We start from the raw sequence: 12,726 nt of genomic DNA, 5'->3' as shown, positions 1-12,726 counted from the left end.
TTACCCTAAAAATCATAACAAGGGCAAGCCCCTTTAAACGTATCGGTCAATATACGCATCGCGATTATTTGCTTTATCTCGTTAGCATACTGCAAAACCTCCCACTCGCTAGGGCATTGTGCCAATATGCCGTCTATCATCGTGATTATAGTATTGTAATTCTTATTAAAATTTAATTTATTTTGGTTTTTAAAAATATAATACCTATCTTTTGTAACATCTCCTGCCGTCCAATTCATATACATTTCGCCTATTTGCTCGCCATTTTTGATTTTTTCATATACCCTATGGCTCAACAACGACAGGCCAAAATCAATAGGGGAGTATTTTTTAGTTTTTGGGTTGTAAAGAATATTGGTGTTGTCCTGAGTCCTGTCAGAATTCATCATAATATTGTCGATGTTCGCAATCCTCTTTATGAGGCTTTTGGGCATCTTGCTGATGTCTGAAAAAGTAAATTTTTGAGCACCGTCAATTTTTAAGATGCCGATATTTGTTCCTAACGACCCATTAGCATTCAACTGGCTTTCTGCAGAAACTTTGCCACTAAATAACTGCAAAGACGACTCATTAATAGTGATAAAAGCAATATTATACTTGTATATTCTAAGTCCCAGCTCTCGCATAAGCATAAAAGCCAAAAATTCGTTAAAATTAGATATGTCCTTTTCGGCGTTTTGTTCGTGCCTGAATTTTAAAAGATAAATTTTATTATCACTAGCCCGCACCCATACGGGTGCAGTAGCCCCATAGTCTGCTGTTTCTAATACATCTTTTATCTCAAGCCGTTTTATCACTTGCTGTCCTTCCCTACCTCTAAAACCTCTTTGAATTTATGGAGTAGCAAAGGGCTACGCGGCCTAAAATCTCAATGCTTAAATCCTCTTCGATTTTTATCGGCTCGTAGTCTCTATTATCACTTATTAGCGCGAAATGCGGGCGTTTTTTAAATCTTTTAACCAGTAGCTCATTGTCGTATCTACAAACGTATATCGCGCCCTCTATTGCCTTTTGTCTGTCGTTTTTGTCGTCTTTTATATTGTTAATTATTTGATCGGGGGTTTCTATGTTGTCATTTACAAAATATTCAATAGGGTAGCCAGAAAATTTTGACAGAGGTGCTAAAAATTTTGTTGTATTTTTTTGCCCCAATAACCACTGGCCAACCAATGACTGCGAAACGCTTAAAATATCGGCTAGCTGTATAGTATTAATGTCTTTTTCTTTTAGCAACTCATCTATTTTTTGTGCAAATGTTTTCATTTTTTACTTCCAAAAAAATTACTTGAGGTAAGATTTTATAACTTTTTCTTAAAAAAATCAAATTACTTTAAGTAAGATTTGGTTATGAAGAAGTTAGATTACAGAGATGAATTAGAACTAGATTTAATAGACTGCACCACTATTTGTCGTTCCTCCAGTGTAGAGAGCAGAAGCGCAAGGATAAAAGAGGTTTTAGAAAAGCTAAATTTTGACCCGTCTTAGTCAAATTTGCGCTTTAAATTTACAAAGCGAATTTGGACCGCAAACCTCAAATTTGAGCCCAAATTCGGCTGTCTTTATAAAAACATCACAAACAAAAATACGCCCAAAATCATGCGGTAAATCACAAACGGCAGCATACTGGCTCGCGCGATCAGCGCCATAAACAGCCGCACGCACAGATACGCGCTAAGGCCGCTAACCGCCGCGCCGATAGCAAGGTCGCTCCAAGGCAGCGCGTCTGGGTTTTTTATTAGTTTCACCGCCTCGAGTCCGCCTGCTAGCACGATCACCGGGATCGAGAGCAAAAACGAGAAATTCGCGCTTGCTTTGTGGCTAAAGCCAAGCATAAGCGCCGCCGTCATCGTCACTCCCGAGCGCGAAACGCCCGGCACGAGCGCGATCGCCTGCGCTAGACCCACGATGAGAGCGAGCTTGATCGTCATATCGTATTCGGTTTTTAGGCCTGATTTTTTGTCCGCGACGTAGAGCGCGATACCGAAAATTATCGTCATCGCCGCGATCACGAGTCCGTTTCTAGCGTACTGCTCGATGGCGTCGTTAAACGCTAGGCCAAAAAGCCCCACCGGCACGGTCGCAAAGCCGACCGACCACACGAGCGTGCTGTCGCCGACCTTCTCGCGCTGCGCGATAGACGCGAAAAAATCTCGCATAAGCCCCGCAAGCCTGTCTTTAAAATAAAAAAGTATCGCCGCGAGCGTGCCTACGTGAACGGCAACGTCAAATGCTAGCCCTTGATCCGCCCAGCCAAGCAGCTTTGGCACGAGCACGAGATGCGCCGAGCTAGAGATCGGCAAAAACTCGCTAATGCCCTGAACTAGGGCCAAAACGATGATATGCGAAAGCTCCATCACGCGGCCTTTTGATTAAATTTAATCGCATTTTGCGCACTAAATTTGATTTTATCTTGAGCGTAAATTTGTTCGGCTGAATTTTCTACGCTAAATTTGTTTTTTACGTTTAGCTTTGCGGTAACGTCGAATTTGCTGTAAAATTTGACGAAATTTACGCTATTTTTCATGCTTAGAAGTTCATTTTTTGGTATCAAATTTACCCGCGCCGCGAACTAAATTTAAGATGAAATTTTCGTCGGCGAATCGCCCTGCCTTTTGCCTATATTTTTGCAAACTTTTCCTTTTTATAAATTTGATTTTGTCGCGAGCAAACCGCGTAAATTTGATGCGGGTCTCGCCCGTCAAGAGTCATTAAATTTGCACCCGAAACAGCGATATTGTCCTCAAATTTGACGGCCGTAGCCTTAGCCTAACCCGTCAAATTTAAGAGGCTAAATTTACTTCGCCGTTTCCTGCGCGAATTCCACAATCTTTTCAGGCGTGAAGCCGAAGTATTCGAACAATGCGCCCGCCTTGCCGCTCTCGCCGAAGCTCTTCATCGAGTAGATTTCATCCGCAAATTTATACCACTCCAGCGCGCTTGCGGCTTCGACGGCGATGATTTTGGTTTGCGGATCTAAAATTTTATCCACGTACTCGCGCGGCTGCTCGCAAAGCAGGTCAAAGCACGGCGCGGAGACGACGTTGGCGCCGATACCGCGAGCGGCTAAAATTTCAGCCGCCTTGACGCAAAGCTCCACTTCGCTACCGCTAGCTATTAGCGTGATTTTGGCGTTTTGCGCGCGTTTTAGCAGATATGCGCCGTTTTCTACGCCGCCAAATTCGCCTTTTTCAAGCGGAGCTAGGCCTTGGCGGCTTAGCACGAAGGCGCTTGGAGCGCGTAAATTTAACGCCGCCTTCCAGCAAAGCGCGTTTTCGTTGCCGTCGGCCGGGCGGAAGGTGTAAAAATTCGGCATCGCGCGAAGCGTGCTAAGCTGCTCGATAGGCTGATGCGTCGGGCCGTCCTCGCCCACGCCGATACTATCGTGCGTAAAGATAAAAAAGTGCCTAACGCTCATCAGCGAGGCGATACGCGCAGACGGCTTTAGATAGTCGCTAAAGATAAAAAACGTCGCGCTAAACGGCAAGAAAAGCCCGTATCTAGCGACCGCGTTGTTTATCGCGGCCATAGCGTGCTCGCGGATACCGTAGTGGATGTTGCGGCCGTTAGGGAAGTCGCCCATGCCCTTTAGCTCGGTTTTGTTTGACGGAGCCAGATCCGCGCTACCGCCGATAAAGCCCGGCATCGTGCGCGCGATCTCGTTCATGATGATGCCGTTACTGTCGCGCGTGGCTAGCTTTTTACCGCTAAAATCAGGGAAATTTATCTTGCTAAAATCAGGATTTAGCAGCGAATTTAGCATATTTTTGCTCTCATCGCTTAGATTTTCTATTTTTTTGTTCCACTGAGCTTCGGCTAGGTCGCCCTTTTCTAGAGCTGCGCGGAAACAAATCAGCACGTCCTCGTCAATAGCAAATTTACGCTCTGGGTCAAAGCCCGCTGCGATTTTAGCAGCCTTGATGATCTCCTCGCCAAGCGGCGCGCCGTGGCTGTGGTGACTGCCCTCTAGCTCGCCCGCGCCCTTTGCTATACGGGTGTTTGCGATGATGAGATACGGGCGTTCCTTCTCCGCGGCTTGCTCGAGCGCAAACTCGATCTGATCGTAGTCGTGGCCGTCGATACGCGCGACGTCCCAGCCCTGAGCCTCAAACCTAGCCTTCACGTCCTCGCTCCAAGCGATACTCGTGTCGCCCTCGATCGTGATGTTGTTTGAGTCGTAGATCAGCACGAGGTTGTCTAGGTGCAGGTTGCCCGCAACCGCACAGGCCTCGTAGCTGATGCCCTCCTGCAAGTCTCCGTCGCCGCAAAGGCAGTAAATTTTATGGTCGATGACGGCGTTTTCAGGCTCGTTTAGTAGATTAGCCGCGTATTTTGCCGCCATAGCAAAGCCCACCGCGTTTGCTACGCCCTGGCCTAGAGGTCCGGTCGCTACCTCGACGCCTTTGGTGTGGATCTCCGGGTGGCCGGGGGTTTTAGAGCCCAGCTGGCGGAAGTTTTTTAGATCGTCAAGGCTAAGATCATAGCCGCTAAGATGCAAAAAGCTATATACGAGCGAGCTTGCGTGGCCTCCGCTAAATACGAGCCTGTCGCGGTTTAGCCAGTTTGGATTTTTAGGATTGTGATTTAGAAATTTAGCCAGCACGACCATGACGTCCGCTAGCCCCATCGGCGCGCCCGGATGCCCGCTGTTTGCCTGCTGCACCATATCCGCGCACAAAAACCTTATCGTATCAGCCATCTTTTTTAGCATTTTTTCTCCTTAGTTTTTATGCGATTATACGAAAATTTGGCTTAAATTTTACGCTTTTAACGCCGCCGTAAATTTTAAAAACTCGGCGAAATTTTCCTTTTTCTCTTTTAGCTCAAAAGGTATCTTATGCTCTTTTTCGCCTATTATTACGGCGTCCTCTTTTACTTCGATTTGTGCGCCCCCGATCTCGTCCCACGAGCTAAAAACCGGCTCTTCCATCAGATCGCGGCTGATGAGTCCGCGCTCGTCTAGTATCACGCCAAAAGGCTTACTGAGTCCAAAAAGCGCTCTATCTAAGCTATGAAAAATCGGCGAGCTGGGCTTAAAAACGCCGAGCGATTTAGATAGTAACTTACTCTCGTCAAGCGGCGTTTTTAACGCTTCGCCAAGGCCGAGCTCTAAAAGTTTATCGGAAATTTTATCCTCGTCGTTTTGGACGCCATCCTCAAAAATAGCGTTTAAAACGGCTTTTAGCGTCCTTTTCATCGCCGCCTTTATCTCGCTCTCGATTTCAAATTCGCATTTTTCCAGCTCTTGCCACGCGAGATTTTCCAGCTCGTTTTGCAGATACTTGTCTAGCCTAAACGCCGCCGCTACCTCATCGGTATTTGCGGCCGACGCGTCAAATTTAACCAAAAGATGACGACTCGTGAGTAAAAATCCTATGCTTTTTCGCCCGATCATCTGCGCATGCACGCCGATAAACGCGAGCGGCCGGGCGCCGTAAAATTTAGGCGTTTTGCTATAGTCCACGCCCTTTTGCAGCCCCAGACTTTTATCTAAAATTTGCTCCACCGCCTTTGCGAAAACCTCGTTCGCATCGTCCCAAACGGGGTGTTTAGCGCCCTTGCCGTTTAGAAATAAAATATTTTGCGTATTTTTGTCAAAAGAGAGTAAAATTTCGTCCAAACTTTTCACGTTTTCTCCTAAATTTTAGTTTTTTAAACACTTATTAATTGACTAGCAAACCATAAGTTTTAAGGCGCGCTCTTTATCGCTCGCCACCGCATCCGGCCGCGACAACGACCCGTTCCTGACCCGCCTTACGTAATCCCGCCCGAAACTCTCCAAGCCATCCGTTCTTGCCATTTTTGCCTCCCGCGTTTAATTCTACTTCGCATTTTCCGTAAATTCTGTCAAATTTCGTTTCCAAAGACCGCTTAAGCTCTCTTTGCATCCAAAAACGGCCCGTCGTGTCCATTTCGTCAAATTTTATAAAATTTTTTATTAAACAAACGCCAAGAGCTATATTGGTGCTTTGAGGCGTAGCGCCAAACCTCCGGTTCTTCTATGCCTTCGCCTTGAAATTTTATCATTTCGGCCTCTGTTTTCGCTCGTCGCGGCTGTTTAAATTTTATCGCTTAAGTTTTGTTTGCACTCATGCGGCGCAGGTTTTGCACGCAAGATCAAACTCTCGTTGTTCGGCGCAAGCGCGCTGCGCAGACAAATTTTAAATTTAATCCGCCGCGCTTTAAATTTGCACGCCGAAGTCCGCCCGCATCCCCTCTTTGCCCCTCGGCGTAAAATAGCAAACAATGTAGCAGAGTATTCGGTCCTTGCAGTCGTATTTGGCTTCAAGGCTTTCGATAATGCTCGCAAATTCCTGCGGCGGCTTGTCCGCAAAGGCGCCTCGCAGCTCCTCTGCGGCGATATGTCGCGGGCTAAGGAGCAGATACGCCGCGCCGCCGTCCTCATCCTCGCTGATGGCGCGTAAAATTTCACCGCTCGCGCTAACCCGCCAGTGTTCCTTGCTGTCCCACTCGCGCAGGCTCAAAAACGTCGTGCCGCCATCAGCGCCCAAAGCCTTTTCGTTTGGAATTTGAGCGCGTAAGGCGCCTTCATTTAAGCTCTCCTCGCTCGCAACCTCGATAAAAACGTCCGTGCCGAGCAGATAGCCGGTCCGCTCAAACTCGCTTTCGTACTCCCAGCCGTCAAATTTAGCGGCAAATTCGCGCACCCGCTCGTCCGCTTCGCAGCCGAACATCATCGCGTCGCTATCTGAAATTTTAACGATATAAGGCTCGTTCATGAGGCTTTTCAAATTTTATTGCAGCTCGCACTTTCCGTAAACCCACTCGCGAGTTTCGTTTAGCTTAGATTCGCCGTCCTTTAGAAAATACTGCTTGCTGCTTTTGATCGCGTTTTCGCCCGCGGCTACGTAGTCGCCGATGAAGCCGCGATCCAGGACGTCGTGCGCCGAGATATCCCGCTCAAAGACGTTTATCGTCTTTTGCGTTTCGTGCCATTTGCCGCTCTCATCAGGCGCGCGCAGTGCGACGGAAATGTTGTTGCCCGCCTCGTCGTAGGCGTAAATATACTCGCGCCGCTCGTCTTCGGACGTCTCGCGATTTTTTATCACCTTGCCGCGCGCGTCGTAGCTAAGCTCGTTTTCAAACACGACCTCCCAGCGCTGCGACTCCTCGCGCCAAAGCGACGATACGGCATATTTTAGCCGCCCTTGCTCGGTCTCCTCTCGCACGTTTTTGTAGCAGCCCCTCCACTCGCTATTTGCAGCGTTCCAGCGGCATCTAAGATCGGTAAAGCGCCTAAATTCGGGCTGGGTTTTTTGCACCGCCCTCTCCCCTGGCTGCCACGCGCCTTCGCTCCACGTAAAGCTTATCTCGGTGCGCGCTCCGTCCGCAGCCGTAAAGGCCGCTCGCTTTGTCTGCGGCACCCATTTGCCGCGCCACTTATATCCTTCGGAGCTAGCATAAACGTCGCCGCTATAGTGATATATCGATTTTTCGTACGGAGTCCATTTTTTGGCTTTGGCGCTCCACTCAAAGGTCGCTATGAGCGCTGTTTTGTAGCTCTCGTCATAAAGTCTTTTGGTTAGATACGTCGGCGTCCATTTGCCGTTTTTTAGGGTGAAATTTTGAGAGATTTCCGTCGCGCCCGCTCGCTTTTCGACGGTTTTTTGACCTTGGTTTAGTTTGCCGTTTTGACCGTAGACACTGACATAGACAAACGCACCGTCCTTTGTCCTCTCGGTCCTTGAGAGCCCTACTTTTCGCCATTTGCCGGCGCTAAAGTCCCACTCGTACTCGGTGCTGCCGATTTCTCGTTCGCCTCTTTCGTCAAATTTGACCGCGCTTTTCGTTCTGCGCCTATCGTCATCGCTGATTTCGTCGTAGATTTTTTCTAGCAGGCGCGCCTTCGCATCGTAAATTTGACTTGATTCGTATTCGTAGCGCGGCACGGCGTCGCCCTGCGTTTTGTAGCTCGTCTTTTTTAGGCAAATTTTATCCGGCGCCTCGCCCGTCTCGGTCGCGCCTGCAGGCATCGCGAGCGCTAATGTCGCCGCCAAAATAGAGCCCGTCAAAATTGCCGTCCGCGATCGAAAGGCACCTGCCGAAATAATAGCCCGCAGCTTTAAATTTACCGCCGTAAAGCCGGCCGCACCATCGAGCGAAATTCTAAAAATACCTCTCATAGCCGCTCCTTTTTAAATTTAACCGTGCACCGCGATTTACAAATTTGACCGCCAAAGGACGTTAAATTCGGTGTAGTCAAGCTAAATAAAATCTTCAAATTTACAAACCCTAATTTCACGCGAAAATGAGCCGAATTTTAATACTAACCGCTTAAAATCGGCCGCAGCAAAGCAAAACAAATCCCTCTAAATTTAAATCAGAGCCGAAAAATAGGTCAGATTTACATTATAAATCGTTAAAAACGTCGTGCGTTAAACCAAATCTCGCAAAATTTACCAAAGAACAAAGTCCGCCACGCAAATTTATCCGTCAAATTCGGCTACGCATCAAGCCGAATTTGACACCCCCCAAGCACACAAAAATCTGTCAAATTTACCTCATCTTTTTATACTCCCACGTTTGCTCTTCTGCTAGCTTAAATTTACCGTCCGCGGCGACAAATCTCTTGTAGCCGGTTACCGCGTATTCGCTAGGCATATCAAAAGACATCAGCGAGCCGCCGTGACCGACGTCGTCAGCTAGGATTTTCGGATCGAAAGTCGCCTCCGAGCGCCCTTTATGCACCCATCTTTTACCGTTTTCGTCGCCGGCTAGTTCATAGACGTCGACGCTGACGTTATCGCCGCGCACGTCATAGCTATAGACGAACTTCTCGCTACCGTCTCTCGTGTCGTATCGCTGCATTAGCAGACGGGCGTTTTTGTCGTAGATATTGCGGCTGGCGTATTCCTGTGCCCACTCTTTGCGCTCTTTATCCCACAAAAATGCCGCCGTCTCGAAGTCCGCGCCATCTACGACCATAACGTCTTTGTAGTTGTTCTCCCATGCGTTTTGCTCGGCGTTCCAGATGAGATTTATCGTCACGTCCTTGCCGCTAGAGGCGTCGTAGTCGTGCTTTGACATCTCGGCGTAGCGCCACGCGCCGTTTTCAAATACGCTTCTTACCTGCTCGTATTTGCCCTTCACGTCGCCCGCTACCAGCCCTCTTTCGCGGTTTTGCCATGCGCCTTTTGCGTAATCCCAACTCTCGTAGCCGCGCGTCTGTCCGTCCGCGCCGTAGAGTAGCTGCGTTTTTGATTTAGGCTGCCACCTTTTGCCGTCCCAGACGCTAAAGACGATCAGCTCGTTGTTGCCGTGCGCGTCCTCGACGGTTTTAGTTAGCGTGGCTTTTTTCCATTTGCCTTTTACCAGCTCGTATCTCACGTCCTCGCTAGCGTTTTTTAGGCGCTTTGTCACGGTTTTGCTAGCGTTTTGCGGCAGGCCTCGGACAAATGAACTCGACTCTTGTACAAGAACGCCGTTTTTATAATCGGCTTTGTATTCGGTCGTTTTTAGCCATTTTTTTGCGGCAAAATCATAGCTGAAGGCCTCAAATTTCGTCATCTCGCCGGCTTTGTTATAGTAGCTCACCTCTTTGTGTTTGCCCTTTAGTCCGTCTGCGAGCTCGGAGCTGCTCACTAGCTCTAAGCGGCGAGTCTTGGCGTCGTAGCTTTGCTTCGTTTCGTAGCTGGAGGCCGGCTCCTCAAAGGTCTTTTGCGCGGTGCTAGCCAGCATGTAGTTATACTCTTTGGCAAACGCCGCCGCGCACAAAAGCGCAAGCGATAAGGCTATCTTTTTCATTATCTCTCCTTTTGATAAATTTAAATGATTATAGCATAAAAAGGACGCCGAATTTTGCAGTTTTTGCGGTTTTAAAGGGCCGATCTTTGATGAATAAGGCGAGATTAGCGGCGCTTTAGGGTGACGGCATCGGAGACTAGTTTAGCCGGATGCGGGCATAACCGATTTAAACGAAGCGATGGATAAAATTTGCGGCTTGATTTGCTACGATCGAGCAGGCGATGAAGCGCACGAGATTTGATAGCGGGGCCGTTCGTAACGCGCTTTAGCGGCGATGCAGCGTAGTCTGGCGACGGTATAAGAGATTTACTGCGTCTAGCGAGTTAAGCTCATTGCATACGGCTCGTTTCTCGGCGGTTTAAATTTAATCCAGATCGGACGCCGTTTAAATTTAATCCGCGCCGAGCGGGCTCAAGCCTCGCGCCGATAAAATTTCATCGCAAATTTGCTAGGCTCTGGCGTCTATTTAAAACGGCGAAATTTTGCAAACGAGCATAAATTTGCCTTCGCGCGCCTAATCGAATTTAATACAAACTCCACGCGCCGCTTTATAGGTTTTTAGCAAACATCAAGCTGCCACCAACGACGTTAAAGTCCGTCTTTTTGTCTAAAGAAATCTGAAAAACAAACCCAAAACCATCGCCGAAGCTCGCTCCGGGCTGGCAAAAGAAGGGGTAACCGCCTAGTTTCGTGCGGCCATAAAACTCCAAGGCGATGTCGTCGTAATATTCAAGCCCCGCCGTCTCCTCAAGACGTAAAATTTCATCTATGACGCCGCATCCGGCTCACCGTCGCCCCGGCTCGCAACGTCGTCCGCGACAAATTTGGGTTGCAAAGGAAATGGCTTTATCCGCGAGCGCGGATTTGCAAGCTCCTTTATGACGAGCTCCTCGTTTTTATACTTGCTGATCGTCCGTCTGCATCGCCGACTCGCGGCGACTAAGCGGCTGCGAGTGCAAGGCGCGAAATAAAGAGTCCGTCCGTCTCCTCATCAAATTTGCCGATGAGATCCTGCGAGATAAAGACCGCAAGCAGCTTGACGACGTCCAAGACCTGCGGCACATAAGGCGGCGCCGGCAGATAAAACTGAGCTAGAGGAAACAGGCGCGCCGTTTTTGTCCGCCGGCAGCTCCTCGTCCGCCACATAGGCGAGCACGCGGCCGATCCGGCACTCGTCGATCGCACCTCGCGGCTTACTCCGCCCGTCTAAAAATAGGCGATCTTGCGCTGCAACTCCTTAATCTTTTCTTGCGGATCCGCTTGCCTTTGCGTCCTTTTGGAGTAAATTTGCCCTGCCTTTGGCCTACTTTTCAGGCTTTATGGAGCATATTTTCGGCGCTTACGACGAATATTTCGGCTAGATTATGTCCGGATTAAATTTTTGAGTTAAATTTATACGAAACGATCGTGAGTTTCGGTGCAGAGATTTTTAAATTTATCTTTAATTCGAGATGCGAAGTCTAGTCTAAATTTAAGCGTTTATGACAAATGTTTGCAGGTTTAGCGCGCAAAATAAATGCGCACCAAAAACGGTGACGGATTTGATGGCGATGCGGAAGCAACAGCGCATATATCGGTCAAAAAACCAAACCCGGCGAGCAAAAAAAGCTAAATTTACGATACGAGTGGTAAAGAAACGGCTACAAATTTAACAACGAACCACAAAGATTAATAGTTAAAAAGTAGCACGAGATGACAAGCAAATTTATCGACAAGCAGTTTAAAAACCGATAAATTTGCACTAAATTTGCCTTTCAAATTCTATCATCCAAGAGGCAAATTTAATCAAATTTAGCCCGAATTTACCGCAAATGCTTGTCAATAAGACCCATCACGATAGCCCGGATACCCGCATGCACGGTGCCTAGCTCGCGCTCTATCTTTGCGATGAGCTCGTTTTTAGCCTGCACCGCGCCCTCCACGCCAAGAAGGTTGGTGAAGGAGTTTTTCGCGCCGTCGTTATGCGTCGGTTTGCCAGCCGTTTCGGCGCTTTGCGTCGCGTCGATGATGTCGTCTGCGATCTGAAACGCTAGCCCCAGATCAAGCCCGATGTCGTAAATGCGCGCAGCCTCCGTCTCGTCTAGCCCCGCCACGACGCAGCCTGCTTGCAAGCTTGCTGCGATGAGGCGCGCGGTCTTGTGGATGTGCAGAAATTTTAGCTCCTCGAGTCCTAGCTTTTGATTTTCGAAATAGCAATCCACCGCCTGCCCTAGCGCCATGCCGTAGATACCGGCGTTTCGGCTTAGAATTTCGACGCATTTTATGCGCGCATCCGCGTCCAGCGGGGCTCTTGCTATCTGATAAAAGGCATGAGTGTTTAGCGCGTCGCCCGCTAAAATCGCCGTTACTTCGTCAAATTTGACGTGCAAACTAGGCTGTCCGCGGCGCAGATCCGAGTCGTCCATCGCGGGCAGATCGTCGTGGATGAGCGAGTAGCTGTGCATCGTCTCAAATGCCAGCGCGACGTGAAACGCCGCCTCTTTGCGCTCGGGACGCACCGCCGCTACGACGCCTGCGACCAGCATCGCGCGAAAGTGCTTGCCGCCCGATTTTAGCGTGTATGAAAGCGCCTCGTCAAAGCACGGATGAAAGCTAGGGTTGCTTGGCAAGTGCGCGCCCAAAAACGCCTTAAACTCGGCCAAAAGTGCGTCCTGGTCGGCGGCGCTCGGAGCAGTTTGATTTATGCCGGGCTGTAAATTTGTGCCCGAGGTAAAACACGAGCCTTTTGCCGCGTTGAGCGAGATCGAATTTGCTCGGTTTTTCGGGCCTTGAGTCGGATTTTCGGGACCGTTTTTCGACCTGGTTTCGTTTAAAATTCGGAACCGATTTTGAGTCGCATCCGTGCGGAAATTTTGCGTGATCCGGGATTGCCCGTCCGCCACAATCCGCCCCTTAAAGTTATTTTGCGGCAAATTGCGCGTGAGATTAGACTCGTTTTGCGATAAATTTAATGCGACGCCGCAC

At 48.8% G+C, this 12,726-nt stretch carries 11 protein-coding genes; all 11 read right to left on the bottom strand.

Annotated elements, in window-relative coordinates; genetic code table 11:
• Positions 1-5 precede the first annotated feature (5 nt).
• Positions 6-797: a HipA family kinase gene (locus tag CRECT_RS00635; RefSeq protein WP_002943060.1), complete on the bottom strand. Its 792-nt coding sequence runs from the start codon at positions 795-797 to the stop codon at positions 6-8.
• Between the two features lie 19 nt (positions 798-816).
• Positions 817-1,263, bottom strand: coding sequence for a S24 family peptidase (locus tag CRECT_RS12390; protein ID WP_002943332.1), 447 nt, complete (start codon positions 1,261-1,263; stop codon positions 817-819).
• Between the two features lie 296 nt (positions 1,264-1,559).
• A complete protein-coding gene (locus CRECT_RS00625) occupies positions 1,560-2,354 on the bottom strand; it encodes an undecaprenyl-diphosphate phosphatase (RefSeq protein ID WP_002943571.1) in 795 nt (264 codons plus the stop codon).
• Positions 2,354-2,524: a hypothetical protein gene (locus CRECT_RS00620; protein ID WP_002943107.1), complete on the bottom strand. Its 171-nt coding sequence runs from the start codon at positions 2,522-2,524 to the stop codon at positions 2,354-2,356. Before CRECT_RS00620 ends, CRECT_RS00625 begins: the two co-directional genes overlap by 1 nt.
• 270 nt (positions 2,525-2,794) lie before the next feature.
• The gene (tkt, locus tag CRECT_RS00615) at positions 2,795-4,708 is read right to left on the bottom strand and encodes a transketolase (RefSeq protein WP_002943452.1); all 1,914 of its coding nucleotides are present in this window, start codon (positions 4,706-4,708) and stop codon (positions 2,795-2,797) included.
• Positions 4,709-4,756: 48 nt separating this feature from the next.
• Entirely contained in the window at positions 4,757-5,626 is an 870-nt protein-coding gene (locus CRECT_RS00610; protein ID WP_002943267.1) for a hypothetical protein, read from the bottom strand.
• A 553-nt stretch (positions 5,627-6,179) separates the two neighbouring features.
• The gene (locus tag CRECT_RS00605) at positions 6,180-6,737 is read right to left on the bottom strand and encodes a hypothetical protein (RefSeq protein ID WP_039887640.1); all 558 of its coding nucleotides are present in this window, start codon (positions 6,735-6,737) and stop codon (positions 6,180-6,182) included.
• A 15-nt stretch (positions 6,738-6,752) separates the two neighbouring features.
• Positions 6,753-8,141: a hypothetical protein gene (locus tag CRECT_RS00600; protein ID WP_002943135.1), complete on the bottom strand. Its 1,389-nt coding sequence runs from the start codon at positions 8,139-8,141 to the stop codon at positions 6,753-6,755.
• A gap of 373 nt (positions 8,142-8,514) precedes the next feature.
• Positions 8,515-9,762, bottom strand: coding sequence for a hypothetical protein (locus CRECT_RS00595; RefSeq protein WP_002943083.1), 1,248 nt, complete (start codon positions 9,760-9,762; stop codon positions 8,515-8,517).
• Between the two features lie 939 nt (positions 9,763-10,701).
• On the bottom strand, positions 10,702-10,947 hold the full coding sequence (locus CRECT_RS00590) for a hypothetical protein (protein WP_081451646.1): 246 nt from the start codon (positions 10,945-10,947) through the stop codon (positions 10,702-10,704).
• Positions 10,948-11,564: 617 nt separating this feature from the next.
• On the bottom strand, positions 11,565-12,404 hold the full coding sequence (locus CRECT_RS00585; RefSeq protein ID WP_039887692.1) for a polyprenyl synthetase family protein: 840 nt from the start codon (positions 12,402-12,404) through the stop codon (positions 11,565-11,567).
• Between the last annotated feature and the right edge of the window lie 322 nt (positions 12,405-12,726).

The organism is Campylobacter rectus (assembly GCF_004803795.1).
In the GTDB taxonomy this organism is placed as follows: domain Bacteria; phylum Campylobacterota; class Campylobacteria; order Campylobacterales; family Campylobacteraceae; genus Campylobacter_A; species Campylobacter_A rectus.
Note: the sequence above shows the minus strand (reverse complement) of the source record. Positions and strands in the feature narration are given on the sequence as shown.

Bases quoted from the DNA above. Each gene is read 5' to 3' on its own strand.
- CRECT_RS00620 (WP_002943107.1), bottom strand. From the start codon at position 2,524: ATGAAAAATAGCGTAAATTTCGTCAAATTTTACAGCAAATTCGACGTT.
- CRECT_RS00605 (WP_039887640.1), bottom strand. From the start codon at position 6,737: ATGAACGAGCCTTATATCGTTAAAATTTCAGATAGCGACGCGATGATG.
- CRECT_RS12390 (WP_002943332.1), bottom strand. From the start codon at position 1,263: ATGAAAACATTTGCACAAAAAATAGATGAGTTGCTAAAAGAAAAAGAC.
- CRECT_RS00625 (WP_002943571.1), bottom strand. From the start codon at position 2,354: ATGGAGCTTTCGCATATCATCGTTTTGGCCCTAGTTCAGGGCATTAGC.
- CRECT_RS00595 (WP_002943083.1), bottom strand. From the start codon at position 9,762: ATGAAAAAGATAGCCTTATCGCTTGCGCTTTTGTGCGCGGCGGCGTTT.
- tkt (WP_002943452.1), bottom strand. From the start codon at position 4,708: ATGCTAAAAAAGATGGCTGATACGATAAGGTTTTTGTGCGCGGATATG.
- CRECT_RS00600 (WP_002943135.1), bottom strand. From the start codon at position 8,141: ATGAGAGGTATTTTTAGAATTTCGCTCGATGGTGCGGCCGGCTTTACG.